Source organism: Hydrogenophaga taeniospiralis CCUG 15921 (assembly GCF_001592305.1).
GTDB lineage: Bacteria > Pseudomonadota > Gammaproteobacteria > Burkholderiales > Burkholderiaceae_C > Hydrogenophaga > Hydrogenophaga taeniospiralis.
In genome coordinates, this window is the sequence record NZ_BCWR01000026.1 from 14,327 (window position 1) to 40,621 (window position 26,295).

A 26,295-nucleotide genomic window follows, 5' to 3' on the forward strand; every position below is an offset into this window, starting at 1 on the left:
AACGCTTCCAAACTTCCCCGATGAGGTTTTGACCGACTGGCTACTGCCATACGCACGTTCAGAGGGCTGGCCACCCTTCGAGGGACGAGACAACATGCCTCGGGGACCCAGATGGCCATATCTTCTTGGGAGAAAGCCCCTGGGCTATTGGACAGATCTAAATTGGTCTCTACATCACCGCGACATTGAGTTCAATCAACTTGAACCTCGGACTCGAGACACTATCACTCAGATGATCCGTGCTGCCGCCATGGGCGAAATAAATATCTACAGCACTTCCATCCCGGATCTCAAGGAGCGATTTGACCGCGTACTTTCGCATTTAACCGCCACTAGGAACCTTCCCGACACGCCGACGCTGCTCAAAACAGAGGCAGGATTTCGTGTAATGGACGGAAACCATCGGCTGGCTGCATACTCCTTCTTCAAAATTCTGGCGGAAAGTAACCATTCTGTTATTCAGCCTCAGCGATTCTGGGTTGCGTCAATCTAGTGCCTTCATCGGGATGAACGTCCCGGGCTAGTGCTCTCTGCCGTCCTTAATGTCAAAAATGAATTTTTTCGGGAAACATTGTATCCAATTACGAGCTTGCAACATTAGTCCTTCAAGTCCTAGTTGCACTCGCAACTTTTGGTGCGCTCTTTGTCTACCACCGACAGCTTCGAGTCATGTCTCATCAGCTTCTTTCTATGCAAGAGGCATCAAGAGCCCAAAGCGGATTGTCCCTTGTGGATTTCCTTCAGGAGCCTAATGTGCGGAAGGCGCGACATACGGTTTGCGCAGTGCTATCGCAGAAACCCATGGAAGAATGGACCAGTGACGAAAAAGATCACGCCTCTAGAGTGACAGCAAATTATGATGTTGCGGGGGCACTGGTGAGATCGGGCATCGCTCCCGTAGACCTTGTTGCTGCCAACTGGGGCCCAAGCATCATTCATTGCTATGAGGTGCTTGAGCCATGGATCGATGCTCATCGCAATCGGCTGGGTGCACGCGCAACATATTGGAGTAACTTTAAATGGCTGTACGAAGAGGCAAAGAAGGTCTGCTAACATGCCGAATTTACCCCAAGCAAGAAAACTGCACCGCTTTATTGATGCTCAGGCAGATATTTACGACTCCGCATTGACTGAACTGAGACAGGGAAAAAAGGAGGGGCACTGGATGTGGTTCATATTCCCTCAAATTCGGGGCTTGGGGTCTAGTACAAAAGGCGATTTCTTTGGGATTCAAAGTCGTGCAGAAGCTAGGGAATACCTAGCCGACCCTGTTCTTGGGAAAAGACTGCTCGAATGTGCCAATGTCCTGCTGTCGGTTGATGGAGTGACGGCGGAAGATATTTTTGGATATCCTGATCTATTAAAACTCAGGTCGTCTATGACCTTATTTGAAAACGTTTCCGAGAATGATGCATTCACAAAAGTTCTTGAGAAGTATTATCAAGGGCTGCGAGATACAAAGACCCACGAGTTACTTCAAGCCTATGGAGCCAACGAGTAACTCCAGCGGATAAGGAGAAGCGACACTCGCCACTCGTTCTGCTTTTCCCTGCCGCCGAGCATATATCGTTAGTTGCCACTAGAAGCTCATCACTTGGACTATCACAATCACAAGGAAGCGCACATGGACGAGAAGACATTTTTTGAATACGAAGGCGTAAAGGTCACAAACACCCGATTCGTCGTCGATGGCCAAACTTTTGCTATGAGAAACATCACATCCGTGAATTCACTTACCGAACCTCCGCAACGATTTTGGGGCATCATTTGCCTTCTCATCGGCATCGCGGCAACAACAGAAAACGCCTTCTTTGGCATTCCCGTAATCGCGCTATCCATCTACTTTCTCTACAAGCAAAGAGCGGTCTATCACGTGATGCTAAGAACTTCCGGCGGGGAAACGAAGGCGCTGACAACATACCAGAAGGAGTACCTTGGCAAGGTGGTAGCCGCGCTTAACGACGCCATTGTTCATCGTGGGTAAGGCCGCGGTGTAATGACGCCCTTCTTATATGGACTCCTCCCACAAAGGCAAGAATCTGATTGATGTATGGCTGTTGGGGAATCGCCTGCGGTCGTACATCCGGCATCTGATTGGGACCCTGTCGTGGTTCGGGCCAGCATGGAATCTTCGGAAGCGTCGCGTCAAACAATACAAGCGGCAGGCAAGCTGCTGGAAGAGTTATTGGCGTCGAGCGGCGAGGGAGGAACCCAGTTGGAGATAATTGGAAGACATGCAATCCATCGTCGTTGATTGCAGCGCGGTTCATTCGGAGGTGGACTTCTGGTCTGCCTACGTCCGTGCGACTGAACCAGAAGGTGCTGGCTACTTTGGGCGGAACCTTGATGCGTTCTGGGACGGGCTGAATGGTGGTCCAGGTTGGCCTGGAGAATGCCAGCTTCGATTCATCAATACCGCACCCCTGCGGTCATTTCGTGGCGGGCTTTTTTTAGAAGCACTCCGCGACATAGCCAGTCGCTCCACCACAGTGAAGGTGACCGTTGAATAAACCCTCTAACCCGCATTTCAGTGGACCGCCTTCGGCGACGACTTGTTTTCAACTCCATCCACCATGAAACACCTACGCGCGCTTGCATTCGCTGCGATCACATGCACTTGGGCGCTGTTCCCGAGCGCGAGAGCCGCGACCCTTGAAACCGAGTTCGTAGACCTGGAGTTTCCAGGCCAGTGGACGTTCAGGACCGAGCGAGACGGCGTGATGGCCGTCTCGGAAGCCAACGAGAAGGTGTTCATCAGGATCGCCACCATGCCAAGTGACCTTTCCTTGGGTGACAAGAAAAAGATGTTCGAGAACACTCAAGCAAACATGCAGCGGTACTTGTTCGATGAACCAAAGAAATTGAAGGACGTCCGCTTCATCGTTCCTCAGACGACGACATCGTTGCCGGGCTCTGTCACTTATAGCGAGATGGTCTACGGGCCCGAGAATGCGACGCTGCTGCTCTCCGTGTTCACCGCCGTTCGCGGTTACGACTTCATCATCGCTCTGCCAGAGCCCCTTCCTGAGGCGAACGGGCTGCTTGTTGTGGACCAAGTGCGTTCGGCGCTAAAGAACGCGAAGTGGAAATGACGGCTAACCTGCCACCTATGTCAAACGTCGGGCGTCTTGAGCCGCGGGAGCGATCATGTCCATCACCATGTCCGAAGTAGAACAGCGCTTCGCTGCCATCGTTGCCGCGCTATCAGGAGAACCAGGGGTCTCAGTCGGGCAGCGCGGAAGGAAGGGCTTCGGCTCGTCCGCCTTGCAGGTGAACGGCAAGATCTTCGCCATGGTTTCCTCCGGGGGTGCGCTCGTGTTGAAGTTGCCGCGGCAACGTGTCGAAGAGCTCGAAACTCGCGGCCTTGGCGAGCGGTTCGATCCCGGGCACGGTCGCCTCATGAAAGAGTGGCTGGCGCTTCGTCGCACCACAACGGGTGAGTGCCTATCTCTGGCCCGCGAGGCGCTGCAGTTCGTCAGTGGGGGAACATGAGCGTCTTCCACCGGACGGCGAACCCTTCCATGGAGCGGACGTCTTCCAGCCGCTGCTCATGTCACACGTGAAGCCGCATGAAAGCCCCAGACCCCGCTGGTTACTCTGGAACGCCGCTCTCCAAGAAGCTCGGCATCAAAGAAGCTCATCGCGTGCTGCTGATTGAAGCGCCGAAGAACTACGCGAGTCTCTTGGTTCCACTTCCGCCCGCCGTGCAGTTCGTGAGCCAACCCGATTCGACGGTAGATATCGCTCACGTGTTTGTCACTCAGAGAGAAGACCTGGCAAAGATCCTGAGCGCCCTGCGCAAGAAGCTGAACTCTGACGCAGCACTATGGGTCTCTTGGCCCAAGAAGGCCGCGAAGATTCCCACCACCATCACGGAAGACACCATTCGCGAGTTGGCGCTTCCCTTGGGGTTTGTAGACATCAAGGTCTGCGCCGTCACGGAAGTCTGGTCGGGGCTCAAGCTTGTGGTTCGCAAAGAGCTTCGCTGAGAAGAGGAATGCGGCCTACTCCTCCGTGCGGCCCGTGGTTTCCCTATCGTGTTCGTACCGCTTGGCGAGCGGAAAAGGCGGTAGCCAGGATTCGCGGCGGACGGTCCAGAGTTCGTAGGTCGGCGTGAGCTGGTCCGGGGCATCCAGGGAACCCAGGTTCACTTCGACCTCGTCCCCACTGCGCCCGAAGACCGACGAGCCGCAGCGGGGGCAGAAGAACCGCCCCTGGTATTCGCGTGCTTCGCCTTCAATCGTCACCGCCTCCTGAGGGAACACCGCGGAGCCGTGGAACAGGGCCCCGTGGTGTTTGCGGCAGTCCAGACAGTGGCAAAGGCCAACGCGGTAAGGGCGCCCCAACGCCACCAACCTCACGTCGCCACACAGACAACCACCCGTGAATCGGTCCATGCGGGTCTCCTCAAAGTTTCGCCGTGGAGGAATGGCGTCGAGCGCCTGGTGCATCATGGCAACCGGTTTGCGCCGTCGGCCTTCCCGGGGCAAGGAAGGTCGGATGTTAGACCTCATGAGAGAGACCACAACCGTGGAGTTGTATTCAATGACCGACTCACCAACGATGCGCAAGGTCTTGTGGATGGGAGCCGCGTTCAACCTGCTGATCGCCCTGATGCTCCTGTTCCCATCGACGCTGGGCGCCTTTGCGGCGCTGCCGCCCGTGGGCTCAGTCTTCTACCTCTGGATGCTCATCTTCTTTGTCGTTCTGTTCAGCGGCACGTATGTGTGGCTGGCCCTGCAACCCCTCATTTCCCGGCCCGTCGTTGCGCTGGCGGCCATTGGCAAGACTGGCGTGTTCTTTGTGGCCCTCGCGTGCTTGGTGGGTGGGGACATCCAGCTCAGGACATTTCTCATTACCCTCGGAGACCTTGCATTTGCCCTCTATTCCTTTCGGTGGCTGCAATCCACAAAGGCCACGGTGGTAAACACCGCATAAGCAACTTGTGTCGCTGCGAAAGTCCCCCAATGCACCCCTCGCTGTACGAAGCATCGGTTCCCGTATTCCTGTACTACCTCAACCGCCTGACGGGTTTCGTCGAGATGGCCGAGCGCTTTGCGCGAGTGCACGAGCTCAGCATTTCGGAACTGCTGTCGGCCAAGGTGGCGCCGGACATGCTGCCCTTCGAACGGCAGGTGGTCATCGCAACGAACTTCAGCTTGCGCGCCGCCTTCCCGCTCGCTGGTGAAGCGATCCCGCCATATGGGGAGTTTCCTGAAACCGCGGCTGGCCTGCGTGACAGAGCAGCGCGCGCTGCGTCACTCTTGCGCTCGTTGCAACCGCCGCAATTTGCCGGCGCTGAGGCACGCCTGCTGGAAAGCCAGGCCGGTGAAGCACTTGTTCGCCTACCGGCCACCGAGTTTCTGTTCCAGTACGCCCTGCCCAACTTCTTCTTTCACGTGACTGCCGCCTATGCGATCCTCCGCAGCCGAGGGGTGCCGCTGGGGAAAGAAGACTTTGACGGCTATCACTCGTACCCGAGGGGGCCCTGACCCGTTCGTGTCCAACCGGTCAGACGGCACATCGCTGCACCCCGGCCCAGCCTCGTAGAAAGAACACCAACCCATGCGCTGGATCGCTGTCATCGTTCTCGTCCTGACCCACGTGGCACTGGTTGCCGCGGGCGATGCACTGCCTGCGGCGCTGGCCCCGGTGATCGCCGGCACGCTCTACCTGCCGCTCTGGCCGCTCTACGCCCTGGGCATGCCCGTCTTCTCACCTGCGGAGTCCGGCGGATGGGCCAGCCCCAATCTGCTGGGCTGGCTCAGTTTCTTGGCGATATGGTCGCTGCTGTGGTGGCTGGTCGTCGCGCTTGTCCTGCGCGCCCGCCCATGAGCTGCGCCATGTGCGGGACAAGCCATGGCCAGCGCTCGCTTACGAAATGGTGGCCTTTTTACCGCCGCTTTCGGTGCCCCGCCAGCTGCTGACACTGCGCTGTCAGCAGCCTCCGGGCAAGATGGCACCCGCGCCCGATGGCGTGCCGTTCTTCACCAAGGAGTCCTCATGCTCAAGACCTACACGGGCAGTTGCCACTGCGGCGCGGTCCGCTTCGAAGCCGACATCGACCTCGCCGCCGGCACCGGCCGATGCAACTGCTCCATCTGCACCAAGACCAGAAGCTGGGCCGTGATCATCAAGCCCGAGGCGTTTCGCCTCCTGGCCGGCGAGGAGCAGCTGTCGGACTACCAGTTCGGCACCCGAAGTGGCCATCACCTGTTCTGCAAGAGCTGCGGCGTGCGGCCGTTCGGGCGCGGATACGTGGAGCAGATCGGCGGTGACTATGTGTCGATCCAGGTGTCCACGCTGGACAATGCGGAACCCGCCGAGCTGATCGAGGCCCCGTTGAAATACGCCGACGGGCGCAACAACAGTTGGTGGAACGAACCCGCCGAAACGCGGCATCTGTGAACAGGTGCAAAACTCCATGCGATCCAACCTCATTGCCGCCGCTTTCGTCTTGGCCACTTTCGGCAGTGCGTTCGCCACCAGCTCCGTTTCATTCGAAGCGCAAGGGTACCTGCTGGATGTCGTGATTGGGGACGACAGCCGGCCAGCCGTGGCAGGCCTCAGCTTTGCGGCGCCCGGCAGTGTTCGAGGCGTGGAACTCCCCATGCGCCATGTCCGCATTGAGGCCTTCGACACCGCGCAAAAGGTGCTGTTGCTCCGCTTCACGAACCCTGGAGATTCGACGCTTCCCCAGGACTTTTCGCTTGGCGTCAGAAACGATGCCGGGGTTCTGCGCATCGAGGGCAAGTCCATCGCCGGTCGTTTCGCCTGGGGGCTGTAGGGCGTCGTCGTTGGCCAAGACGGCCCGCCCGCACCAGCGCCCTCAGCGGTCTGGCAGTTCTGGCGATGCCGAGGGTTCGCTGCGCAGCTCGCAGGCCTGGCCGGTGCGGCGGCACTGGCCGTCCACTTCCAGCCAGGGGTGGGCGTGGCCCACGCAACCGGTCTGGCAGATCACGGCGTTGGCTTCGCGCAGCGCTGGGGCCGGCGCGGCAACGGTAGCGGGTGGCCGCATGGCCGTGGCAGGCCGCAGGGCCAGGGTGCCCGCCAGGCGCCGCCCACGAGGCAGCCCCCACAGCAGGCCGGTGCGCGCCACCACCAGTTGCCCGCGCAGCCGCAGGATTTCGCCTTCGAGCGCCTGCACCTGCAAGGCGTGCGCGCGCAGCAGCTCGCCCATGCGGTGCTGCAGGCCGGCGAGCAGGCGGGTGAGGGCGCCGTGTTCGCTCACCAGCTCGCACGCCGTAGCGCTGTCGAAGCGGGCCGGGTGTTGGGCCACGGGTGTGGAATGGGTCATGGAGGCTCCTTCCTGGGTTGGCAACACGTTCTGGCGGGCAGAGGCATCACCAGCAGCGGGTGGCGGTGGAGGGACCGGACTGCGGCATCACTGCACACTCGCAGCGGCGGGGTGCCACAGCGCGCCTGGCTGCGTTGTCGATGCCTGCTCGATGTCGAGTTGCCAGCGGGTGCGCAGGTTGGCCAGCGTGGAGCGCATGGCCGGCGAAAGCTGCGGGTGCTCGGAGAGGAAGAACAGGTTGGACACCAGCTTGCGCGCCATCAGCGGGCGGTGCGGGCAGTCCGGCGCGCTTTGCGCGTAGCCGGTGAGCAGGGCCAGCGTGCCGGCCATCAAGGCCTCGACCGAGGGCAGGGTGTGTTCCTCGTCGCGGGCTTCACAGGTGCAGGTTTCCATCATTGATTCCCTTCGTTGCTTGGTTGGGAGCCGCCCGCCGTGGTGCTATGTTGATGCAGGAACGGGGTCCCGGCCGGGGCGCTGCACACAGAGAATGGACCATGTAAGCGCTGGGAGTCTTGGTGATCATATGAGAATGATTCGCATTCGTCAAATGCACTTCACGAACGACCCACACGCGCCCCGGAACGCAGACAATCGGCTGTCCAGAACCCCCGCCAACCACAAGAAAGGACCCCGCCATGAAAGGTGATCCCCAGGCCATCGCCCATCTGCAGGCCCAGCTCAAGAACGAGCTGACCGCCATCAACCAGTACTTCGTGCACTACCGCATGCTCAAGCACTGGGGCTTCGACAGGCTGGCGAAGAAGGAGTATTCGGAGTCCATCGGCGAGATGAAGCACGCCGACTGGCTAATGGACCGCATCTTCATGCTCGACGGCCTGCCCAACCTGCAGGATCTGGGCAAACTCAACATCGCGGAGACCGTGCCCGAGATACTGGCGAGCGACCTGGCGCTGGAGCGCGGCGCCCAGACCACCATCAAGGACGGCATGGCCCACTGCGAAAGCGTGCGCGACTACGTCTCGCGTGACCTGCTGCAGAAGATCCTGGATGACACCGAGGAACACATCGACTTCCTCGAAACCCAGCTCGACCTCATCGACAAGGTGGGGCTGCCCAACTACCTGCAAAGCCAGATGGGCGAAGCGAGCTGAGGCTGCCTTCCCCCGAGCCCCGGCGCGGCGCCGGGGCGGGCCGGTCCCGGCGGCCCCGCAGGGCATGCCCCTGCACCGATCAGTGGTACTTGTTTTAATAAATACGATCAATTATCATTTGCAGGCACCTTCAACCCGGAAGCCACCTGCCATGATCGTTTGCGTTTGCCACCGCGTCAGTGACCAGACCATCGCCCACGCGGCGCGATCGGGCATGGCGTTTGACGACATCCAGCTCGAACTGGGTGTGGCCACGCAGTGCGGCAAATGTGAAAGCTGCGCACGCTCGGTCTGGTCCCAGTGCCGCCCCGGCCACCCGGCCGCCCACCTCCAGATGAACGAGTCCCGCCAGCAGGCCAGCGCCGTGGCGGCACAGCTCCTGCCGGCCTGAGAGGTCGGCACCTTCCGCTCAGCCCCCCTGAGCAGCGCGGGTTCCACAGCGCCTCACCCCCCGCTTTTTCAGCCTTCCGGTACGCCGCTGACCGGGCAACGCCCCGGCCAGTGGCGTTCGCGCGCGTCCCACAAAGACCCGCCGAAAAGACCACCCCACCCCGATTCCGGCCGAAAATGTCACGGCAGCCGCGACCCTTACGCACAATTACGGACTGGGGTTTTCCCGCACTCGGATTTAGAATGCGCAATTCGCTTCCACATTGCAAGATAACAACCCGCCAGGAGACAAATCCATGAGCACCGACAACACCCAGGACAACAAACGCGCCGAGCTGCGCCGTGCCGCCCTCGAGTACCACGAGCACCCGGTGCCCGGAAAGATCGCGATCGCCGCCACCAAGCAGCTCACCAACCAGCGCGACCTGGCCCTGGCCTACTCCCCGGGCGTGGCCGCGCCCTGCGAGGAAATCGTGGCCGATCCGGTCAACGCCTTCAAGTACACCAGCCGCGGCAACCTGGTTGGCGTCATCACCAACGGTACCGCCGTGCTGGGTCTCGGTGACATCGGCCCATTGGCGGCCAAGCCGGTGATGGAGGGCAAGGGCGTGCTGTTCAAGAAGTTCGCCGGTGTCGACGTGTTCGACATCGAGATCGACGAAAAGGACCCGGCCAAACTGGTCGAAGTGATCGCCGCACTGGAGCCGACCTTCGGCGCCATCAACCTCGAGGACATCAAGGCGCCGGACTGCTTCTATGTGGAGCGCGAGCTGCGCAAGCGCATGAAGATCCCGGTGTTCCACGACGACCAGCACGGCACAGCCATCACGGTGGCGGCTGCCATGCTCAACGGCCTGAAAGTCGCTGGCAAGGACATCGGCCAGGTCAAGCTGGTCACCTCGGGCGCGGGCGCGGCGGCGCTGGCCTGCCTGAACCTGCTGCTCAAGGTCGGCCTGAGGCGCGAGAACGTGTTCGTGACCGACCTGGCCGGCGTGGTCTACGAGGGCCGCGAGGAGCTCATGGACGACGACAAGCGCCAGTACATGCAGAAGACCGACAAGCGAAAGCTTGCGGAAGTGCTGGAGGGCGCCGACGTGTTCCTCGGCCTATCGGCCGGCGGCGTGCTCAAGCCTGCCATGGTGGCGTCGATGGCACCCAAGCCGGTGATCTTCGCCCTGGCCAACCCCAACCCCGAGATCCTGCCCGAGGACGTGAAAGCGGTGCGAAGCGACGCCATCATGGCCACCGGCCGCTCCGACTACCCGAACCAGGTCAACAACGTCCTGTGTTTCCCCTACATCTTCCGCGGTGCACTCGACGCCGGCGCCTCCACCATCACCGATGAGATGGAGATTGCCGCGGTGCACGCGATCGCCGAGCTCGCGCAAGCCGAGCAAAGCGAAGTGGTGGCCGCCGCCTATGCAGGCGAACAGCTGGCGTTCGGCCCCGAGTACCTGATTCCGAAGCCTTTCGACCCGCGCCTGATGATGAAGATCGCGCCGGCCGTGGCCCAGGCCGCCGCCGACAGCGGCGTGGCCCTGCGCCCAGTCACCGACATGGACGCGTACCGCCAGCGCCTGCAGAGCTTCGTGTTTGCCTCGGGCACGATCATGAAACCGATCTACGCCGCGGCCAAGACGGCGCTGAAGAAGCGCGTGGCCTACGCCGAGGGCGAAGAAGAGCGCGTGCTGCGCGCCTGCCAGATCGTGGTGGACGAGGGCCTGGCCCGGCCCACGCTGATCGGCCGCCCGGCCATCATCGCGCAACGCATCGAGAAGTTCGGCCTGCGCCTGAAGGAAGACCTGGACTACGACGTCGTCAACGTCGAGCAGGACAGCCGCTACCGCGACTTCTGGCAGACCTACCACCGCATGACCGAGCGCAAGGGCGTCACGGCCCAGCTCGCCAAGATCGAGATGCGGCGCCGCCTCACGCTGATCGGCTCCATGCTGCTGCACAAGGGCGAGGTCGACGGCATGATCTGCGGCACCTGGGGCTCCACCCACAACCATCTGGAATACATTGACCAGGTGATCGGCAAACGCGAGGGCGGCAGCCCCAGCACGGCCCAGGATGTGCGCATCTACGCCTGCATGAACGGGCTGATGCTGCCGGGCCGCCAGGTGTTCCTGGTCGACACCCACGTCAACTACGATCCGACCCCCGAACAGCTGTGCGAAATCACCGTGATGGCGGCCGAGGAGATGCTGCGCTTCGGCCTGCAGCCCAAGGCCGCTCTGTTGTCGCACTCCAACTTCGGCTCCAGCAACCAGCCCACCGCGATCAAGATGCGCCGCACCCTGGAACTGCTGCGCGAGCAGGCACCCTGGCTGGAGGCGGACGGCGAAATGCACGGCGATGTGGCACTGGACGCCACAGCCCGGCTGGCCATGATGCCGAACTCCACCCTCCAGGGCGACGCCAACCTGCTGGTGCTGCCCAACATCGACGCTGCCAACATCGCCTACAACCTGCTCAAGACGGCGGCCGGCGGCAACATCGCCATCGGCCCGGTGCTGCTGGGTGCGGCCAAACCCGTGCACGTGCTCACGGCCAGTGCCACGGTGCGCCGCATCGTGAACATGACGGCCCTCACCGTTGCCGAGGCCAACGTTTCGCATTGATGCTTGAGAGAAAAGCAAGCACTAACTTTTCAACACATTTTTGGCCTGGACTCTTGCCTGTTTATTCAGCAATCGCTTGCATTTCCAGGCCGCCTGAGGCACACTAACGTCCTTGATTCACAGGGTTAACCCGCCCCTCAGCACTTGGCAAAGCAGCCTGTTTGCCCGGTGCCGGAGGCGGGTTGATTGCATCAGGAGCAGGGAAATTCATGGATCTGAAACAGATCCGGACAGGTCGATGGGGCGCCGGCCGCCTGGGATCGGTGGTGCTGGCAGGGGTTTTGGCGGCGGTGGCAGGCACCTTTGTGGTGCAAGCTCGAACACCCCAGGACCTGCCAGGTTCGGTGGTCGCTTCCGTGGCCTACGCCGGTCTGCCGGTACAGGGCCGGGAGGTGATGGCGCAGATACAGCGAGGCGGCCCTTTCCGCTACGAGAAGGACGGCACCGTGTTCGGCAACCGCGAACGGTTGTTGCCAGGACAGCAGCGTGGCTATTACCGTGAGTACACCGTGCCCACCCCCGGTCTGAGCCACAGAGGCGCCCGGCGGATCGTGTGCGGTGGACAGCGGCCCAGGGCGCCTGATGCGTGTTATTACACCGAGGATCACTACAGCAGCTTCAGGCTGATCGTGCGGTGAACCAGTGGTGGTGAGATGGGATTTTCAACTTTGACCATAGAAAGAGACGCGGAGATGGACACGCCACTTCGTAACGTACGACCCAATATCGTTCAGTCGATTCGCGCCTATGGCGTGAAAGACCTGCAGGCCGCGGCCGAGCATTTGGGGCACCACTTCCTGTACGCCAACCTGGCCAAGGCCCAGAGCAAGCAGGACGTGCTGGAATTGATCGCGGCGCAGTACACCCTGCCCTCGCACTTCGGCAAGAACTTCGACGCGCTCTACGACTGCATGACCGACATGGTCCACAAGTCCGGACCGCAGACGGGTTTCATCGTGGTGCTGGAACACATCCCGGCGCACGCGAAGTTCGACAAGGAAGCGCGCGAGCAACTGCTGGACATCTTCCGCGATGCAGCCGACTACTGGAGCGATCGCAAGATCCCGTTCCGTTGCTTCTACTCGTTCTCGGTGGCCCGTACCCCGAAGGGCGAAGAGCCGATCGAAGTGGAAAGCGATGAGCCCATGCCCACCGACAAGCTGTTGGACGTGAGCCCGATGGCGCTGCGCATGAGCAGCCCGTTCAACGCAGGGTACTGGTTGGCCGCGGCTTGATCTGGCCCACCCCCGCGTCGCCTTCGGCGTGTCCCCCTCAAGGGGGCGGCACTGGCGGCCCGGCAAAGCCGGTTCCGCGGTGCCCTTGAATGAAAAAGCCGCTGCATCCGCAGCGGCTTTTTCATGCGTGTGTGTTTTTTACTGCACAGCCTGGGCCAGCGCCACGTACTCGGCCACCGGCACTTCTTCGGCGCGGCGTTGCAGGTCGAACTGGCCGGCGAAGTTGCGGGCTTCCAGCCATTTGCCAAGCGTGTTGCGCAGGATCTTGCGGCGCTGGCTGAAGGCGGTCTGCACCAGGTCACCATAGAGCTTGAGGTCGATGGCGGGCGGCTCGGCCAGCGGGACCATACGCACGATGGCGCTGTCCACGCGCGGCGGCGGATCGAAGCTCTCGGGCGGCACGAACAGCACGTTGTCCATCGTGTACCGCCACTGCAGCATCACTGACAGGCGGCTGTAGTCGGAGGTGGCCGGTCGCGCCACCATGCGGTCGATCACTTCCTTCTGCAGCATGAAGTGCTGGTCCTGCACCACGCCGACATGATCCAGCAGATGGAACAGGATGGGTGTGGAGATGTTGTAGGGCAGGTTGCCGACCACCCGGAGCCGACGCCCTGCGCTCGGGGCCCCGGCCGTCGCATGCGACAGCGCCGTGAAGTCCACCTTCAGCACGTCCGACTCGATCACGTCGAGCTGACCATGACCGCGCAGGCGTGCGGCCAGGTCGCGGTCGAGTTCGATCACGGTCAGGCGGCCCAGGCGCTCCACCAGCGGCTGCGTCAGCGCCGCCAGCCCCGGTCCGATCTCGACCATGGCATCGCCCGGCTGGGGTGCGATGGCCTCGACGATGGCTTCGATGATCGCGCGGTCGGTCAGGAAATGCTGGCCAAAGCGCTTGCGAGCGATGTGTTTCATGCCCCGGGCCCGGCCGTCGCGGCAGCCCGGCTCAAAGCCGGGGCGCTTCGCGGTACTCGACGAAGGCCCGCCCGCGCAGGTCCTGGATCCAGTTGCGCAAGGCATCGCCCGCCTTCTTCTCGCGCACGAGGCCGCGCGCCATCTCACGCTGATCGCGCTGGCTCAAGGCGGCTTCGCGGCGTTCTTCCACGCGGATCAGGTGCACGCCGAACCGCGACACCAGCGGCTGCGACATCTCTCCCGGGCGCAGGCCGTTCATGGCCTGCTCGAACTCGGGCACGAACTGGCCCGGACTCACCCAGCCGAGGTCACCACCGGAGCGCGCCGAGCCGTCCTGGCTGTGCTCCTTCGCCAGCTCCTCGAAGCTGGCCTTGCCGCTGGCAATCTGCTCGCGGTACTGGTTGAGCCGCGCCACCGCATCGGCTTGGCTGAGCTGGGCGCTGGGGCGCAACAGAATGTGGCGCGAGCGCGTCTGGATCAGGCTCGCATCGGGCAGACCGCCCTGGCGCTTGTCCAGCACCTTGAGCACATGAAAACCGGCGGCGCTGCGCAAGGGGCCCGCGATGCCACCCGCGGGCAGTGCGCGCGTGGCGTCGACAAACAGCGAGGGCAGGCGGTCGGCCGTGCGCCAACCGAATTCCCCGCCATTGACGCGCTCGGCTGCGCCGGAAAACTCACGCGCCAGGGCCGCGAAATCACCGCCAGCGCGGGCACGGTCGGCCACCATCTGCGCGCGCGCCTGCAACTCGGCCACCCGGGCGGGGCTGGCGTCCTCCGGGACCAGGATCAACACATGGGCGAGGCTCAGCTCCAGCTTGCCGAGATCGCCACTGTTCTGTTCGCGCAGGAAATCGTCGATGTCGGCCTCGGTCACCGTCACGCTGGCTTCGACTTCACGCTCCTGCAGCCGCTGCAACAGGAGCTGGTTGCGCAGCTCGTTGCGAAAGCGGTTGATGTCCATGCCGTCGGCCACCACACGGCGGCGGAACTCTTCCAGGTCCAGCTGGTTTTGCGCGGCGATGGTCATCTCGGCCTGCGCCAGCGCGGCGTCATCCACACGGATACCAAGTTCGGCGGCCCGCTGCAGTTGAGCGCGTTCGCTCACGAGCTGCTCCAGCACCTGGCGCGCGAGCGTTTCGCGCGGCGGCAGGGCCACCCCCCGCTGGGTGTATTGCTGCTCCACGCGCAGCAAGCGCTGGCGCACCTCGTTGTTGGTCACCGGCTCGGAATTGACCAGCGCGACGATGAAGTCCGCCGTCAATGTCACGCCCTGTTGAGCCACCCGCAGGGAAGGCTTGACCTGGTTAGACAGGCGCAGCGACTGGGCATGAAGAGAGGGCGGCAGCAGTAGCGCCACGCCCAGGGAAACCCCCGCCAGCGCGCGCAATGCCGCCATGGGGGCTGGATACAAGGTGTCGCGATCGGTCATAGATCAGTCATAGTTCTCGAAACGGCTGGGCGGACTGATTTCTTCGCGCAGGTATTGGTACTTCGGCACGTTCGCCTGCAGGGTCTGCAGGGAACTGGCCCCGACTTTCGAGAAACCGGAGAACTCCAGCTGGAACAGAATACTCTGGTTGGCCTTGGTCGTGGTCTGCTGCAGGCGCGTGAGCACGACACGACCCAGCCAGCAGCCCGCGTCGTATTCAAACCCCGCGATCAGATCGACGATCTTGCGATCGGGCATGCTGTAGTTCATCCGGCCCACGCTGTACCACTGACCGGGCCCGAGGGCACGGCCAGGCACCCGCGCTGGAGCGTCACCCCACAGCGCGGACAGCGGCCATTGCCATCCGAGGTCGATCTGCTCGCTGACGCCGCGCTGAATGCGGTAGGCCGCGCTCAGCACCCGGTACGGACCCGGTGTGTAGCGCCCACCCACAGTGGTGCGGACCGACTCCCGGCTCTTGGGGTTGTATTGCAGGGTCGAATCGAAGGACCACAAGGGATCCCACTGCACCCGGCCCGACAGCAGGATGTTGCTCAGGCGTTCGGTGACGGGCTTGCCGCCCGGCAAGGTCACGTTCTGGTCTTCCAGCAGATAGCGCTGGGCCACGCCCAGGCGCACCACCTCGGCCCCGGTATCGGGGTTGATCAGGCGCGAGCTGACCCCCAGCGTGACCGCACGGGTGTCGCTGATGCGGTCGTTGCCACTGAACACGTTTTCGGTGTACATGGACGCCAGGCTGAAGTCGCGGTTGGCCGAATCGAAGTTGGGCAGGCCGCTCTGATCGCGAAAGGGTGTCCAGGTGAAGAACGCGCGGGGCTCCAGCGTCTGGACGTATTCGCGCCCCCAGAAGCTGGAGGGCTTTTCGAACACCAGGCCGCTGTCCAGGCTAGCCGTGGGCACGGCCCGCGAGAGGGTGGTGCTGGCACCGGTTGCGCCATCGAATTGGTACTGGGTCGTGTGCAGACGGGCCCGCGGCTGCACGAACCAGCCGGGCGCTTCCCAGCGGTGCGTGAGGTCGGTGATGGCCAGCGCGCGATCGCCACCGGCCTTCACGGTGCCACTGGCCGCGGCCACCGAGCGCTGGAAGCGGGTGAAGTTGGTCTGCACGGTGAAATCCCAACCATCGGAACCGAGCAGGCTCTGGTTGATCCGGCTGTAATTCACCCCCACCGCCGGCAAGCGGTCGTAGGGCGGCGTGATGGGCGAACCGGCATTCTGCAGGGTCTGCCATTTGTAGGCGCCCACACTCGCCGACCAGGGACCGTGTCCCCATCCCAGCACGGCGTCGCTGTGCAACAGGCGACTGGTGGTCAGCTGGATCGTGCTCGAACGCGGGAAGTCGCTCCAGTAGTTGTCGTCGCTGACCCGGTTGAGGTTCAGGCGCAGGCCGATCGGGCCCCAGGCGCCCAGGGATTCGCCCAGGCGCTGGTTGTGCGCCAACGCGTAGGCCCACCGGTCCCGGTCGCGCAGCTTGTCCGAGGGCATGTAGGCGGCGCGCAGCCGGCTGCTGAATGTCGGGGCCAGGTAGCGGGCCTCACCGGCCAGATCGACCCCCCGCTTGCTCATGACCGAGGGGTACAGCGTGACGTCGTAGTTCGGTGCCAGGTTCAGGTAGTACGGCACCATGAGTTCGACACCGCTCTGGCTGTCGAAATTGATCGACGGCGGCAACACGCCCGTCTTGCGCTTGTCCGACGTCGGAAAACTGAAGTAGGGCGCGGCCATGATGGGCACACCCTTGAACTCGAGCACGCCGCCGCTGGCATAGCCCACTTCTTCCACGTTGTCGAGTTCGATGCGCGTGGCGCGGACCAGCCAGTCGGGCATCCAGCGCTCGCCCGGCGTCCGCGGACAGGTGGAGTAGCGCGCGTTGTGCGCGATGGTGGTGTCCTTGGACACGAAGTCGATCCGGCTCGCGTCGCCCTGCCCCTCGTTGCGCAACAGGGTGAACTCGGGCTCGGTGAAATAGCCCTTGTCGGTGTTCACGTTGAGTTGCACGTCGGGCCCGGTGAAACGGTCGCCCTGCCGGTTGATGAGCACATGGCCCGTCCCGCGCGCGTCGCCGCTGCGCTGGTCGTATTCCAGCCGGTCGGCCTTGATCACGGTGTCGTGCCGCCTCAGCTCGGCCGAGCCTTCGATCACGGTGACGGCGTCGGTCTGGCTCTCGATCTGGTCGCCCGAGACGAACGTGGGCAACTCGGACCGCACGGCCTCGGGCAGGACTTCACGCAACCGGGTGCCCTGTTTCAGGCGCAGCGTGGAGCTTTCCGTGGCGGTTGCGGCGTCGGCCTGCGCCAGGACCTGCGCAGGCAGGCAACCGGCACCCAGCGCCAGCAACGCCAGCACCCCGTGCACGGCCTGCGCCAGCGGCGTGGGAACAGGGCCCGCACCGATCGAAGATCCAATCGTCCGGGGGCGAGACTGAGGGTTTGGAGTTACTGGTTTCAAGGCGGTTTCAGGCAAAGGCGGCCGACTCTGAAGACCATGCGTGCACATGGCCCTGCGCATGGTATCAGGCGGCACCGGCTGCGCGCAGCGCTTGTTGGTGCCACCCGGCGGTGGATTTGTAGAATCAGCGGCGATTATCCTATGCCCACCCCCTGGGTAAACCCGGCGCCAGCGCCCCGAACCTGCCCACCCCCATGACCCCGAAACCCGACGCCGTGCTGTGGGCCGACCCCCAGCGCGAGACCGCTTTCCACGCCTGGCTGCAAACCCTGGTGAGCGCGCAGGGCCTGCGGCCCGACAGCCTGCGTCCAGCCTCGGCCGACGCGAGTTTCCGCCGCTACCTGCGCATCGACACCGAGGCGGGCGACAGCCGCATCGTCATGGACGCGCCGCCCGAGCGCGAGAACTGCCGCCCCTTCGTGCAGGTCGCGCAGCTCATGCACGAGGCCGGCCTGCTGGTGCCCGACATCCTGGCCTGGGACGAGGCCCAGGGCTTCATGCTGCTGTCCGATCTGGGGCAGCAGACCATGATGGAACAGATCGAGCCGCAGAACCCCGCCGCCAACCACGCGCGCTACCTGCAGGCGCTCGACACCTTGCTGGCCTGGCAGCTTGCCTCGCGCCCCGGCGTGCTGCCGCCCTACGACGACGCGCTGCTCAGGCGCGAACTGCAGCTGTTCCCCGACTGGTACCTCCAGCAACACAAAGGCATCACGCCCGAGGGCGCGATGGTGCAAACGCTGCAAAAGACCTTCGACAGCATCGTCGCGCACAACCTGGCAGCCCCCCAGGTCTATGTGCACCGCGACTTCATGCCGCGCAATCTGATGATCCCCGGCCCGGCGGCGAAACCCGGGCGCACGCCCCAGCAGCAACTCGGCGTGCTCGACTTCCAGGACGCGGTGTACGGCCCCGTCACCTACGACATCGCCAGCCTGATGCGCGACGCCTTCCTGAGCTGGGAAGAAGACTTCGTGATCGACATCACCGTGCGCTACTGGGAAAAAGCCCGCAAGGCCGGCCTGCTCGATTTTGAAGACTGGCACAGCGACTTCGGCGCCTTCTACCGGGCGGTGGAGTGGATGGGCCTGCAGCGCCACCTGAAGGTGGCCGGCATCTTCGCGCGCCTGACCTTGCGCGACGGCAAACCCAAATACCTGGCCGACGCGCCGCGCTTCATCGGCTACATCCGTGCCACCGCGCACCGCTACCGCGAGCTGGGGCCGTTCCTGAGACTGATCGACGAAGTCGAAGGCCTGCAGGCCGCCTCGGGCTACGCTTTCGGGCGGGTCTGAACAGCCCGCTGCCGCAATGCCACGCTTTCACTGCCCCTTGCCGCTGCGCCCCGGCGCCGAGCTGGAGCTGCCCGCCACCGCCGCGCGCCATGTGCAGGTGCTGCGCCTGCAGCCGGGCGGCGAGATCACCCTGTTCAACGGCGAGGGCGGTGAGTTCAGCGCGACCATCACCCGCATGGGCCGCAGCGACGTGACCGTGCGCATCGACGGCCAGCAGGCCACCGAACGCGAACCCGCGCGGCAGGTGCACCTGGCGCTGGGCATGCCCGCCAACGACCGCATGGACTGGCTGGTGGAAAAAGCCGCCGAGCTGGGCGTGCGCAGCGTGCAGCCCCTGCACACCGCGCACAGCGTGTTGCGCCTGGCCGGCGAGCGCGCGACCAAGAAACAGGCGCACTGGCAGTCGGTGGCCATCGCCGCCTGCGAACAGTGCGGCGGCAACCGGGTGCCCGCCGTGATGCCGGTGACCGATCTGGCGGCCTGGCTGCCGGCGTCGGCCGGCGTGGCCGCGCTGCGCTGCGTGCTCTCGCTCGCGCCCGGCTCCCGCCCCCTGACCGAGGTGCTGGGCGATGCCCCCGCCGACGCCGGGGTGCTTTTCCTCAGCGGCCCCGAAGGCGGCCTGTCAGCCAGCGAAGACGCGCAGGCGCGCGCGGCCGGTTTCGTGCCGGTCACCCTCGGGCCCCGCGTGCTGCGCGCCGAAACCGCGGCGCTGGCGGCGCTGGTGCAAGCGCTCAGCGCCGGCTGAAGAAGTCCCAGATCAGTTCGTTGGCCGAGATCGCGCTGGCGCCCGGTTGCTCGCCGCGCACCTTGCGCCCACCGGGCCAGGCATGGCCGCCGGTTTCGGTCACGCACAGCTTCACCTCGGCGCCGCCCCGGCAGGGTGAGCGGGTTTCACACCACGCGCCCGGCACCTCCAGCACACGCCGCGGCGCGGCCTCGCAGCCGTTGAGCCGGGCCCATCTGGCCACCGTGTCGGGCACCGACACGAAGTCCGCGTGGGTGTCCGAGGCGCTGCCCGAACCGCCGTTGAAGAGCACGCGGTCGTCGTCCAGCGCGTGGATGTGCAGCACCGACACAGGGCCCGAGGGCACGCAGGCGGGCGTGCCATCGGTGCCGGCCACGGAGGCGATGGCCTTGAAGGTGTCGGCCATCTCGCAGGCCAGCCGGTACGAGAGCATGCCGCCGTTGGACATGCCCTGGGCAAAGATGCGTCCCGGGTCGATGTTCAGGCGCTGGCGCAGATCGGCCACCACGGCACGCACGAAGCCCACGTCATCGACCTGCCGGTCGCGCGCCTGGCCGCAGCACAGGCCGGCGTTCCAGGTGGCGAGCTTGCCCGAGCGCAGGCGGCTGGTGCCGTTGGGAAACACCACCACGTAGCCAGCCTGCTCGGCGTGCGAGACCAGCCCGTAATAACGGTCGTCGGCCTGGATGTCCATGTTGCCGCCGCCCCCGTGGAAGGACAGCACCATCGGCATCGGTGTGGCCGGGTCGTAGCGCGCCGGCACGTGCACGCGGTACTCGCGCGTCAGGCCACCGTGGCGCAGGCTGAAGCGGTGCTCACCGGGCCGGGTGATCGGCACCGGCGCGGTCGGCTGCGGCGCCCGGTCCTGGCGCTGCTGCAGCCAGTCGCGCAACGGCGTCATGCGCTCGGGGCGCTCCTGCGCGCTGGCCGGCGGTGGCGCCAGCCCGGCTCCCAGGATCAACAGAGCGAGGGCCAGCCCCCAGGCTTTGGTGGATGTCATGTGCGCTCCCGACAAACGGTGATGGCGCGATCTTGCCGCAGGAATGGGCCGGCGCCATCCCCCTGCCGACCATGCACCGCAAAAACCCCGGCCCGCAGGGGCCATGGCGCCGCTGTATAAACAGCGCCTTATGAACAAAAACCTCTGGCTGCTGGCCGCCGCGCAAGGCCTGTTCCTGACCAACAACGTGGTCTTCATCGCCATCAACGGGCTGGTCGGGCTCTCGCTGGCGCCCTTGGGCTGGATGGCCACGCTGCCGGTGATGGGCTATGTGGTGGGCGGCGCGCTGTCCACGCCGCTGGTGGCGCGCACGCAAAGCGCCTTCGGTCGCCAGGCGTCGTTCCAGATCGGGCTGCTGGTGGCGCTGGCCTCTGCCTTGCTGTGCTACTGGGCCGCGGCGGACGGGAACTTCTGGCTGCTGGTGGCCGCCACCGTGATCGCGGGTTATTACAGCGCCAACGGCCAGCTCTACCGCTTTGCGGCGGCCGAGCTCAGCGCGCCGGCGTTTCGCGAGAAGGCGGTCTCGCTGGTCCTGGCCGGCGGGCTGGCCGGCGCGGTGCTGGGGCCCAACCTGGCGGTGCGCACCAAGGACTGGCTGGCCGTGCCATTTGCCGGCGCCTACCTGGCGCTGGCGGGGGTGGCCCTGCTCTCCATGGTGGTCATGGCGTTCATGCACTTCCCGCCGGTGCCGCCCCGGGCCGCAGACGCCGATCGGGGCCGCCCGCTGTCGGTGATCATGCGCCAGCCGGTGTTCATCGTGGCGGCGGCCGGCGCGGCGCTGGGCTACGGCGTGATGAACCTGCTGATGGCGGCCACGCCGCTGGCCATGCAGGTCTGCGGTTTTCCGTTCGACGACGCCGCGCTGGTGCTCGAATGGCACGTGATCGGCATGTTCGCGCCCGGCTTTTTCACCGGCCACCTGATCAAGCGCTTCGGCACGCTGACCATCATGGGCGTGGGCGTGGTGCTCAACTTCGCCTGCATCCTGGTGGCGCTCTCGGGCGTGGAACTGCACCAGTTCCTGATCGCGCTGTTCCTGCTCGGCGTGGGCTGGAATTTCCTCTTCACCGGCAGCACCACGCTGTCGCTGCAGGCCTACAGGCCCGAGGAAAAAGACCGCGCCCAGGCCGCCATCAACTTCTTCGTGTTCGCCACCATGGCGCTCACCTCGTTCGCCTCCGGCGCCCTGGTCACCACCCAGGGATGGGCCATGCTGAACCTGGGTTCGCTGGTGCCCGTGGCGCTCACGGGACTGGCGCTGGTCTGGCTGGGGTGGGCCCGCCGCGCCGCGCCCCGTCCGGCCTGAACCGGGGTTGCGGGATCAGCCGCCGGCGGGAAAACGCCGGTCCAGCCAGGCCTTGAGCGTGCCGAACACCGGGGACGGGTCTTCCTCGTTGAAGATCTCGTGGTACAGGCCCTCGAAACACTGGCTGCTCACCCGCACGGGCGGTGCCGCGGCGGCGAATGCCCGGCTGCCGGCGGGGCTCACGAGTTTGTCATCGCCGGCGAACATCAGCAGGGTGGGCACCGTCCAGCGTGCCGCGGCCGACACCACGCGGGGCCCGTTGCTGTGAATGAAATGCGCGAGCCGGGCGGTGATCCGGTCGTGCACCAGCCGGTCTTTCTGGTAGGCCGCCACCGTGGCCGCGCTGTGCGAGATCCGGGTGGCGTCCAGGCCGTTGCCCAGGGCCAGGTTGGGCGCGAAGCGGTAGAGCAGGGCCAGCAGCGTCTTCATGAAGGCGCCAATGCCGGTGTCGAGCGCGGGCGAGGACAGCACCAGCGCGTCCACCGGTGCCATGACCCGCTGCACGAAGGCCGAGACCACCAGCCCACCCATGCTGTGGCCCAGCAGGATCAGCGGACAGGACCAGGGCTCGGCGATGTGGCGCCGCGTGTCGTCCAGCACCTCGGCCAGATCCTCCAGCAGGGCGTCGTCATCGGGCAGCACGCCCCGGGCCCCGCCGGACTCGCCGTGGCCCCGCTGATCGTAGGCGCGCACGCAGAAGCCCCATTCGTTCAGGCGCTGGGCCACCGGGTCGTAGCGCCAGGCGTGTTCGCCCAGTCCGTGCACGATGAGCACCACACCACGTGGCCGCGAGCGCCTGGGCAGCGGCCAGTCGTAGATGGCCAGGTTCAGGCCGTCGCGCAGGGTGAAGGGGGCCTGGGTGGTGTCGGACATGGTCGGGGCGCCAAGGTAGAGAGAGTCAGGGCATGCGCGCGATCACCTGGGCCACGCTGGCGGTGAGCCGGCGTGCGTAGTCCAAGTGCAGGAACTCGTTGGGGCCGTGGGCGTTGCTCTTGGGCCCGAGCACGCCACAGACCATCATCTGCGCGCGGGGAAAGCCCTGGCTGAGCAGGTTCATGAGCGGAATGGTGCCGCCCTGGCCGATGGTGCCGCAGCCGGCGCCGAAGTGCGCTCGCGACGCGTCCTGCAGCGCCTGCTCGAACCATGGCGTGGTGCTGGGGGCGTTCCAGCCGCTGGCCGAGCCCTCGCCCTCGAAAGTGACGTGGGCCTGGTAGGGCGCGTTGTCTTCGAGCAGGGCCTTGAGCTGCTGCGTCGCCGCAGCCGCGTCCACCAGCGGCGGCAGGCGCAGGCTGAGCTTGAAGGCGGTGTAGGGCCGCAGCACGTTGCCGGCGTTCTGCAGCGTGGGAAAACCTTCGGCGCCGGTGACCGAGAGCGTGGGGCGCCAGGTGCGGTTGAGCAGGGCCTCCACCGGGTCGGTGGTGGTGGGCAGGGCGAACACGGTGGAGCCGCCACAGTCGTGGTGGGCCCAGGGGAAACGCTGGTGGATCTCGTCGCCCAGGATGGCGGCGGTGGCCCGGGCCTGCGCGATGCGTTCGGCCGGCACCTCGCAGTGGAAACTGGCCGGCAGCAGACGGCCGGTGGCGCTGTCTTCCAGCCGGTCCAGCACCTGGCGCATGATGCGAAAGCTCGACGGCACCAGGCCCGAGGCGTCGCCCGAATGGATGCCCTCGGTGAGGATCTCCACCTTGAGCACGCCGCTGGCCATGCCGCGCAGGCTGGTGGTGAGCCAGAGCTGGTCGTAGTTGCCGGCGCCACTGTCCAGGCAGATCACCAAGCCCACGTCGCCCAGGCGCGGGCGCAGGGCATCCACATAGGGCAGCAGGTCAGGCGATCCACTCTCTTCGCCGGTTTCGATCAGGCCCACGATGCGCGGGTGCGCCGCGCCTTGCGCCTTGAGCGCCTGGATGGCGGCGACGCTGGCGTAGACCGCGTAGCCATCGTCGGCGCCCCCGCGGCCATAGAGCTTGCCCTCCACGATCTTGGGTGTCCAGGGGCCGAGGTCGCTGCGCCAGCCGGTGAACTCGGGCTGTTTGTCCAGGTGGCCATACATCAGCACGGTCTGGCCCGTGGCTGGAACTGGCGTGTCCTTGTTGCCAGCGCTGGCCGGCACTTCAAAGAACAGCACCGGCGTGCGCGGCACCCCGTGGGCGTCGTTCAGGCGCACGATCTCCAGCGTGAGGCCCTCGACCTGCTGCGCGCGCACCCAGTCGGCGGCGCTGTGCAGCACACGGTCGAGCAGGCCGTGCGCGGCCCAGTCGGCATCGAACGCGGGCGACTTGGCCGGCACCTCGATGTAGCGCACCAGCTCGGGAACGATGCTGCGGGACCAGGCCGCGTCGACATGCGCCTGCAAGGCAGTCGGGTCCAGCGGGGGCAAGGGAAGGGGCAGACGAGCGTTCATGTCATCGGTCTCCAGGTGCGGACTGCCCGACCACCACCGGCGCAGCGGCGGCGAAGCAGGAATGGCGGGGGGGTGCCGACGCGGGTCGGCCCACGGTTCAGGAAGTATAGGCAGGCACGGCCATCGGCGTCGACCGCGCTGCACACGGCCCCAGGAAGACGGAAAAAAAGCGGAAAAGGCGGACAACCGTCACCGGTCATCCGCCTGGCGGGACGGTTCGGCGGCCCTAGGCCAGCCGGAACACGTGTACCACCTGGGACAGGCGCGAAGCCTGGTCCTTCAGGCTCTCGGCCGCCGCCGCGCTCTGCTCGACCAGCGCGGCGTTCTGCTGCGTCATCTGGTCGAGCTGGTTCACGGCGGTGTTGACCTGGCCGATGCCGCTGCTCTGCTCGCCGCTGGCGGCGGTGATCTCGCCGATGATGTCGGCCACGCGCTGTGCGTTGGCCACCACCTCGCCGATGGTGTTGCCCGCTTCGGCCACCAGGCGCGTGCCGGCCGCCACCTTGTCCACGCTGGTGCCGATCAGGCCCTTGATCTCCTTGGCCGCTTCGGCGCTGCGCTGTGCGAGGTTGCGCACCTCGGCCGCCACCACGGCAAAGCCCCGGCCCTGTTCGCCGGCGCGCGCGGCTTCCACCGCCGCGTTCAGGGCCAGGATGTTGGTCTGGAAGGCGATGCCGTCGATCACGCCGATGATGTCGCTGATCTTCTGGCTGCTGTGGTTGATTTCATCCATGGTGGCCACCACCTGGCCGACCACCTGGCCGCCGCGCGCGGCCACTTCGGCGTTGGCCACGGCCATCTGGCTGGCCTGGCGCGCGGCGTCCGCGCTCTGGCGCATGGTGCTGTTGAGCTGCTCCATGCTCGCGGCGGTTTCCTGCAGGTTGCTCGCGGCCTGTTCGGTGCGCGCGCTCAGGTCCTGGTTGCCCGAGGCAATCTCCGCCGACGCGGTGTTGATGCTGTCGGTGGCGCTGCGCACCTGACCCACGGTGTTCTGCAGCGACGACTGCATGGAGCGCAGGGCCTCCATCATCAGCGCGGTCTCGTCGCGCCCTTCGATGTCGATGCGGCGCGTCAGGTCGCCCGCGGCGATGGCCGAGGCCAGTTCGCGCGCGCGGTCCAGGGGGTTGCAGATGCTGCGCAGGTTGAGCCAGGTGAACGGCACCAGCAGCAAGCCCACCCCGGCGAGCACGCCCAGGTTGAGCCAGGTGGCCTGGGCCGCGCCGTCCTCGCGCGCGCTGCGCGCCTCGGCGGCGTCCGCGTCGAGCACCTCGGCGGTCTTGAGCAGCGTGGCGTCGAGCGCGCGCATGTGCTCCTTGGCGTTGCCCAGCATCTTGTCGGCCGTGTGGCTGTTGTCGTAGGCGCCGTCCTCCACCTGCAGCACGATCTCCTGGGTCGCCTTCGCGTAGGCCGTCAGCCGCGCCAGCGCCTCGTCGAGCAGCGGTGCTTCCCGGCCGTTCGCGTCGGCGCGCATCGCACCCAGCTGCTTTTCCGCCGCCGCGACCGCTGCGGTCCAGCGGTCGCGGTGCTGGTTGAGCGTGATGCGGTCGTCGTAATAGATGATCATGTCCTTTTCCGCCCGATTGACATCCCCGACCTGGCGGTTGACGTCGCTCAGTGCGTGCGCCCGCTGCAGCGAGCGGGTGATGAACTGGTCGGTGCGCTGGCTCTGCTGCCACATCGACAACACCCCCGTCGCCCCCACGAGGCAGGCGAGGGCCAGCATGAGCACCAGCATGCCGATCAGGCGGGTGCGGATGCGGAACCGGCGCATGGTGTTGACGAGCGTGTTCATACAGTGCCCCTCGCGGTTTCCAGCCGGAACGTGGCGACCACGCTTGCGAGTTTGATGGCCTGGTCCTTCAGGCTCTCGGCGGCGGCCGCGCTCTGTTCGACCAGCGCGGCGTTCTGCTGCGTCATCTGGTCAAGCTGGCCGACCGCCGTGTTGACCTGGCCGATGCCTTGCGACTGTTCGTTCGCGGCGGTGGTGATGTCGCTGATGAAGGCCGCCACCTTTTCGGCATTGGCCACGATCTCGCCGATGGTGCTGCCCGCCTCGGCCACCAGCCGGCTGCCGGCA

The 26,295-nt window shown here is 65.2% G+C and carries 31 protein-coding genes and 1 pseudogene; 21 read left to right on the top strand and 11 right to left on the bottom strand.

Translation table 11 applies throughout. The annotated features are described in order from the left end of the window. The first annotated feature begins 232 nt into the window (after positions 1–232). The 8 genes from HTA01S_RS25460 to HTA01S_RS23915 all read left to right on the top strand — a co-directional run bounded on the left by HTA01S_RS25460 (position 233) and on the right by HTA01S_RS23915 (position 3,989). Positions 233–493 carry a hypothetical protein gene (locus tag HTA01S_RS25460; RefSeq protein ID WP_157572257.1) on the top strand — a complete coding sequence of 87 codons (261 nt, stop codon included), beginning with the start codon at positions 233–235 and terminating at the stop codon, positions 491–493. Between the two features lie 77 nt (positions 494–570). Beyond that, entirely contained in the window at positions 571–1,053 is a 483-nt protein-coding gene (locus HTA01S_RS26305; protein ID WP_456318564.1) for a DUF4760 domain-containing protein, read from the top strand. A 1-nt stretch (position 1,054) separates the two neighbouring features. Further along, positions 1,055–1,501 (top strand): DUF1810 domain-containing protein, encoded by a 447-nt coding sequence (locus tag HTA01S_RS24985; protein ID WP_084236551.1) that lies wholly within the window; start codon positions 1,055–1,057, stop codon positions 1,499–1,501. A 123-nt stretch (positions 1,502–1,624) separates the two neighbouring features. Further along, on the top strand, positions 1,625–1,984 hold the full coding sequence (locus HTA01S_RS23900) for a DUF6232 family protein (RefSeq protein WP_068176399.1): 360 nt from the start codon (positions 1,625–1,627) through the stop codon (positions 1,982–1,984). 250 nt (positions 1,985–2,234) lie between these two features. Next, positions 2,235–2,510 (top strand): barstar family protein, encoded by a 276-nt coding sequence (locus HTA01S_RS24990; protein WP_084236553.1) that lies wholly within the window; start codon positions 2,235–2,237, stop codon positions 2,508–2,510. Positions 2,511–2,573: 63 nt separating this feature from the next. After that, positions 2,574–3,092: a hypothetical protein gene (locus tag HTA01S_RS23905; protein ID WP_068176401.1), complete on the top strand. Its 519-nt coding sequence runs from the start codon at positions 2,574–2,576 to the stop codon at positions 3,090–3,092. Between the two features lie 55 nt (positions 3,093–3,147). Further along, positions 3,148–3,492, top strand: coding sequence for a hypothetical protein (locus HTA01S_RS25705; protein ID WP_174545219.1), 345 nt, complete (start codon positions 3,148–3,150; stop codon positions 3,490–3,492). Positions 3,493–3,569: 77 nt separating this feature from the next. Further along, positions 3,570–3,989 (top strand): DUF3052 family protein, encoded by a 420-nt coding sequence (locus HTA01S_RS23915; RefSeq protein WP_068176406.1) that lies wholly within the window; start codon positions 3,570–3,572, stop codon positions 3,987–3,989. 15 nt (positions 3,990–4,004) lie between these two features. On the opposite strand, the gene HTA01S_RS23920 is transcribed toward HTA01S_RS23915, so the two are convergent. Next, positions 4,005–4,397, bottom strand: a complete 393-nt coding sequence (locus HTA01S_RS23920; RefSeq protein ID WP_068176483.1) for a GFA family protein — start codon at positions 4,395–4,397, stop codon at positions 4,005–4,007. Between the two features lie 148 nt (positions 4,398–4,545). Between HTA01S_RS23920 and HTA01S_RS23925 the strand changes: the two genes are divergently transcribed. The 5 genes from HTA01S_RS23925 (at position 4,546) to HTA01S_RS23945 (ending at position 6,787) form a co-directional block, all read left to right on the top strand. Next, entirely contained in the window at positions 4,546–4,938 is a 393-nt protein-coding gene (locus tag HTA01S_RS23925; protein WP_157572258.1) for a hypothetical protein, read from the top strand. A 29-nt stretch (positions 4,939–4,967) separates the two neighbouring features. Continuing rightward, on the top strand, positions 4,968–5,492 hold the full coding sequence (locus tag HTA01S_RS23930; protein WP_068176413.1) for a DUF1993 domain-containing protein: 525 nt from the start codon (positions 4,968–4,970) through the stop codon (positions 5,490–5,492). 73 nt (positions 5,493–5,565) lie between these two features. Next, entirely contained in the window at positions 5,566–5,835 is a 270-nt protein-coding gene (locus HTA01S_RS23935) for a hypothetical protein (RefSeq protein WP_068176415.1), read from the top strand. A gap of 168 nt (positions 5,836–6,003) precedes the next feature. Then, positions 6,004–6,408: a GFA family protein gene (locus HTA01S_RS23940; protein WP_068176418.1), complete on the top strand. Its 405-nt coding sequence runs from the start codon at positions 6,004–6,006 to the stop codon at positions 6,406–6,408. Positions 6,409–6,424: 16 nt separating this feature from the next. Continuing rightward, the gene (locus HTA01S_RS23945; protein WP_068176420.1) at positions 6,425–6,787 is read left to right on the top strand and encodes a hypothetical protein; all 363 of its coding nucleotides are present in this window, start codon (positions 6,425–6,427) and stop codon (positions 6,785–6,787) included. Positions 6,788–6,829: 42 nt separating this feature from the next. On the opposite strand, the gene HTA01S_RS23950 is transcribed toward HTA01S_RS23945, so the two are convergent. After that, complete coding sequence (locus HTA01S_RS23950; RefSeq protein ID WP_068176423.1) at positions 6,830–7,297, bottom strand: hypothetical protein; 468 nt, start codon at positions 7,295–7,297, stop codon at positions 6,830–6,832. 87 nt (positions 7,298–7,384) lie between these two features. Then, complete coding sequence (locus tag HTA01S_RS23955; RefSeq protein ID WP_157572259.1) at positions 7,385–7,690, bottom strand: hypothetical protein; 306 nt, start codon at positions 7,688–7,690, stop codon at positions 7,385–7,387. 242 nt (positions 7,691–7,932) lie between these two features. Here HTA01S_RS23955 and bfr point away from each other — a divergent pair, with 242 nt between their 5' ends. The 5 genes and pseudogenes from bfr to HTA01S_RS23980 all read left to right on the top strand — a co-directional run. Next, entirely contained in the window at positions 7,933–8,409 is a 477-nt protein-coding gene (bfr, locus tag HTA01S_RS23960) for a bacterioferritin (protein WP_068176430.1), read from the top strand. A 151-nt stretch (positions 8,410–8,560) separates the two neighbouring features. Next, complete coding sequence (locus HTA01S_RS23965) at positions 8,561–8,800, top strand: (2Fe-2S)-binding protein (RefSeq protein ID WP_068176433.1); 240 nt, start codon at positions 8,561–8,563, stop codon at positions 8,798–8,800. Positions 8,801–9,095: 295 nt separating this feature from the next. Next, positions 9,096–11,423: an NADP-dependent malic enzyme gene (locus HTA01S_RS23970; protein ID WP_068176435.1), complete on the top strand. Its 2,328-nt coding sequence runs from the start codon at positions 9,096–9,098 to the stop codon at positions 11,421–11,423. A gap of 209 nt (positions 11,424–11,632) precedes the next feature. After that, positions 11,633–12,061 carry a ribonuclease domain-containing protein gene (locus HTA01S_RS23975; RefSeq protein WP_068176438.1) on the top strand — a complete coding sequence of 143 codons (429 nt, stop codon included), beginning with the start codon at positions 11,633–11,635 and terminating at the stop codon, positions 12,059–12,061. 15 nt (positions 12,062–12,076) lie between these two features. Then, positions 12,077–12,511 (top strand): annotated as a pseudogene (locus HTA01S_RS23980) (barstar family protein); the annotation flags it as partial. 285 nt (positions 12,512–12,796) lie between these two features. On the opposite strand, the gene rsmA reads toward HTA01S_RS23980, so the two are convergent. Genes rsmA through HTA01S_RS23995 form a run of 3 tightly spaced genes read right to left on the bottom strand, consistent with a single transcriptional unit; the run spans position 12,797 to position 17,378 of the window. Next, complete coding sequence (rsmA, locus tag HTA01S_RS23985) at positions 12,797–13,573, bottom strand: 16S rRNA (adenine(1518)-N(6)/adenine(1519)-N(6))-dimethyltransferase RsmA (protein ID WP_068176453.1); 777 nt, start codon at positions 13,571–13,573, stop codon at positions 12,797–12,799. Positions 13,574–13,604: 31 nt separating this feature from the next. Beyond that, on the bottom strand, positions 13,605–15,002 hold the full coding sequence (locus HTA01S_RS23990) for a peptidylprolyl isomerase (protein ID WP_068176456.1): 1,398 nt from the start codon (positions 15,000–15,002) through the stop codon (positions 13,605–13,607). A gap of 3 nt (positions 15,003–15,005) precedes the next feature. Beyond that, the gene (locus HTA01S_RS23995; RefSeq protein WP_245638189.1) at positions 15,006–17,378 is read right to left on the bottom strand and encodes an LPS-assembly protein LptD; all 2,373 of its coding nucleotides are present in this window, start codon (positions 17,376–17,378) and stop codon (positions 15,006–15,008) included. 287 nt (positions 17,379–17,665) lie between these two features. Here HTA01S_RS23995 and HTA01S_RS24000 point away from each other — a divergent pair, with 287 nt between their 5' ends. Together HTA01S_RS24000 and HTA01S_RS24005 are read left to right on the top strand one after the other, a co-directional pair. Then, positions 17,666–18,766 (top strand): aminoglycoside phosphotransferase family protein, encoded by a 1,101-nt coding sequence (locus HTA01S_RS24000; RefSeq protein WP_068176458.1) that lies wholly within the window; start codon positions 17,666–17,668, stop codon positions 18,764–18,766. Positions 18,767–18,782: 16 nt separating this feature from the next. Next, on the top strand, positions 18,783–19,511 hold the full coding sequence (locus HTA01S_RS24005) for a 16S rRNA (uracil(1498)-N(3))-methyltransferase (protein WP_068176461.1): 729 nt from the start codon (positions 18,783–18,785) through the stop codon (positions 19,509–19,511). On the opposite strand, the gene HTA01S_RS24010 is transcribed toward HTA01S_RS24005, so the two are convergent. Beyond that, positions 19,498–20,511: an extracellular catalytic domain type 1 short-chain-length polyhydroxyalkanoate depolymerase gene (locus HTA01S_RS24010; protein ID WP_068176464.1), complete on the bottom strand. Its 1,014-nt coding sequence runs from the start codon at positions 20,509–20,511 to the stop codon at positions 19,498–19,500. The two genes, HTA01S_RS24005 and HTA01S_RS24010, sit on opposite strands and share 14 nt — an antisense overlap. Before the next feature lie 130 nt (positions 20,512–20,641). Between HTA01S_RS24010 and HTA01S_RS24015 the strand changes: the two genes are divergently transcribed. Further along, a complete protein-coding gene (locus HTA01S_RS24015) occupies positions 20,642–21,817 on the top strand; it encodes an MFS transporter (RefSeq protein WP_068176468.1) in 1,176 nt (391 codons plus the stop codon). 15 nt (positions 21,818–21,832) lie between these two features. Here the strand turns inward: HTA01S_RS24015 and HTA01S_RS24020 are convergent, their stop codons facing one another. From HTA01S_RS24020 to HTA01S_RS24035, 4 genes are all read right to left on the bottom strand, one after another. Further along, positions 21,833–22,690 (bottom strand): alpha/beta hydrolase, encoded by an 858-nt coding sequence (locus HTA01S_RS24020; protein ID WP_068176472.1) that lies wholly within the window; start codon positions 22,688–22,690, stop codon positions 21,833–21,835. A gap of 25 nt (positions 22,691–22,715) precedes the next feature. After that, positions 22,716–24,218, bottom strand: coding sequence for a M20 family metallopeptidase (locus HTA01S_RS24025; RefSeq protein WP_068176475.1), 1,503 nt, complete (start codon positions 24,216–24,218; stop codon positions 22,716–22,718). 226 nt (positions 24,219–24,444) lie between these two features. Continuing rightward, the gene (locus HTA01S_RS26200; RefSeq protein ID WP_068176476.1) at positions 24,445–26,010 is read right to left on the bottom strand and encodes a methyl-accepting chemotaxis protein; all 1,566 of its coding nucleotides are present in this window, start codon (positions 26,008–26,010) and stop codon (positions 24,445–24,447) included. After that, the coding region (locus HTA01S_RS24035; RefSeq protein ID WP_245638190.1) for a methyl-accepting chemotaxis protein at positions 26,007–26,295 on the bottom strand (289 nt) is incomplete at its 5' end. The genes HTA01S_RS24035 and HTA01S_RS26200, both read right to left, overlap by 4 nt.

Excerpts from the sequence above, each read along its gene's own strand:
- HTA01S_RS25460 (WP_157572257.1), top strand. The coding sequence starts at position 233 with ATGATCCGTGCTGCCGCCATGGGCGAAATAAATATCTACAGCACTTCC.
- HTA01S_RS24985 (WP_084236551.1), top strand. The coding sequence starts at position 1,055 with ATGCCGAATTTACCCCAAGCAAGAAAACTGCACCGCTTTATTGATGCT.
- HTA01S_RS23900 (WP_068176399.1), top strand. The coding sequence starts at position 1,625 with ATGGACGAGAAGACATTTTTTGAATACGAAGGCGTAAAGGTCACAAAC.
- HTA01S_RS24990 (WP_084236553.1), top strand. The coding sequence starts at position 2,235 with ATGCAATCCATCGTCGTTGATTGCAGCGCGGTTCATTCGGAGGTGGAC.
- HTA01S_RS23905 (WP_068176401.1), top strand. The coding sequence starts at position 2,574 with ATGAAACACCTACGCGCGCTTGCATTCGCTGCGATCACATGCACTTGG.
- HTA01S_RS25705 (WP_174545219.1), top strand. The coding sequence starts at position 3,148 with ATGTCCATCACCATGTCCGAAGTAGAACAGCGCTTCGCTGCCATCGTT.
- HTA01S_RS23915 (WP_068176406.1), top strand. The coding sequence starts at position 3,570 with ATGAAAGCCCCAGACCCCGCTGGTTACTCTGGAACGCCGCTCTCCAAG.
- HTA01S_RS23920 (WP_068176483.1), bottom strand. The coding sequence starts at position 4,397 with ATGGACCGATTCACGGGTGGTTGTCTGTGTGGCGACGTGAGGTTGGTG.
- HTA01S_RS23925 (WP_157572258.1), top strand. The coding sequence starts at position 4,546 with ATGACCGACTCACCAACGATGCGCAAGGTCTTGTGGATGGGAGCCGCG.
- HTA01S_RS23930 (WP_068176413.1), top strand. The coding sequence starts at position 4,968 with ATGCACCCCTCGCTGTACGAAGCATCGGTTCCCGTATTCCTGTACTAC.
- HTA01S_RS23935 (WP_068176415.1), top strand. The coding sequence starts at position 5,566 with ATGCGCTGGATCGCTGTCATCGTTCTCGTCCTGACCCACGTGGCACTG.
- HTA01S_RS23940 (WP_068176418.1), top strand. The coding sequence starts at position 6,004 with ATGCTCAAGACCTACACGGGCAGTTGCCACTGCGGCGCGGTCCGCTTC.
- HTA01S_RS23945 (WP_068176420.1), top strand. The coding sequence starts at position 6,425 with ATGCGATCCAACCTCATTGCCGCCGCTTTCGTCTTGGCCACTTTCGGC.
- HTA01S_RS23950 (WP_068176423.1), bottom strand. The coding sequence starts at position 7,297 with ATGACCCATTCCACACCCGTGGCCCAACACCCGGCCCGCTTCGACAGC.
- HTA01S_RS23955 (WP_157572259.1), bottom strand. The coding sequence starts at position 7,690 with ATGGAAACCTGCACCTGTGAAGCCCGCGACGAGGAACACACCCTGCCC.
- bfr (WP_068176430.1), top strand. The coding sequence starts at position 7,933 with ATGAAAGGTGATCCCCAGGCCATCGCCCATCTGCAGGCCCAGCTCAAG.
- HTA01S_RS23965 (WP_068176433.1), top strand. The coding sequence starts at position 8,561 with ATGATCGTTTGCGTTTGCCACCGCGTCAGTGACCAGACCATCGCCCAC.
- HTA01S_RS23970 (WP_068176435.1), top strand. The coding sequence starts at position 9,096 with ATGAGCACCGACAACACCCAGGACAACAAACGCGCCGAGCTGCGCCGT.
- HTA01S_RS23975 (WP_068176438.1), top strand. The coding sequence starts at position 11,633 with ATGGATCTGAAACAGATCCGGACAGGTCGATGGGGCGCCGGCCGCCTG.
- rsmA (WP_068176453.1), bottom strand. The coding sequence starts at position 13,573 with ATGAAACACATCGCTCGCAAGCGCTTTGGCCAGCATTTCCTGACCGAC.
- HTA01S_RS23990 (WP_068176456.1), bottom strand. The coding sequence starts at position 15,002 with ATGACCGATCGCGACACCTTGTATCCAGCCCCCATGGCGGCATTGCGC.
- HTA01S_RS24000 (WP_068176458.1), top strand. The coding sequence starts at position 17,666 with ATGACCCCGAAACCCGACGCCGTGCTGTGGGCCGACCCCCAGCGCGAG.
- HTA01S_RS24005 (WP_068176461.1), top strand. The coding sequence starts at position 18,783 with ATGCCACGCTTTCACTGCCCCTTGCCGCTGCGCCCCGGCGCCGAGCTG.
- HTA01S_RS24010 (WP_068176464.1), bottom strand. The coding sequence starts at position 20,511 with ATGACATCCACCAAAGCCTGGGGGCTGGCCCTCGCTCTGTTGATCCTG.
- HTA01S_RS24015 (WP_068176468.1), top strand. The coding sequence starts at position 20,642 with ATGAACAAAAACCTCTGGCTGCTGGCCGCCGCGCAAGGCCTGTTCCTG.
- HTA01S_RS24020 (WP_068176472.1), bottom strand. The coding sequence starts at position 22,690 with ATGTCCGACACCACCCAGGCCCCCTTCACCCTGCGCGACGGCCTGAAC.
- HTA01S_RS24025 (WP_068176475.1), bottom strand. The coding sequence starts at position 24,218 with ATGAACGCTCGTCTGCCCCTTCCCTTGCCCCCGCTGGACCCGACTGCC.
- HTA01S_RS26200 (WP_068176476.1), bottom strand. The coding sequence starts at position 26,010 with ATGAACACGCTCGTCAACACCATGCGCCGGTTCCGCATCCGCACCCGC.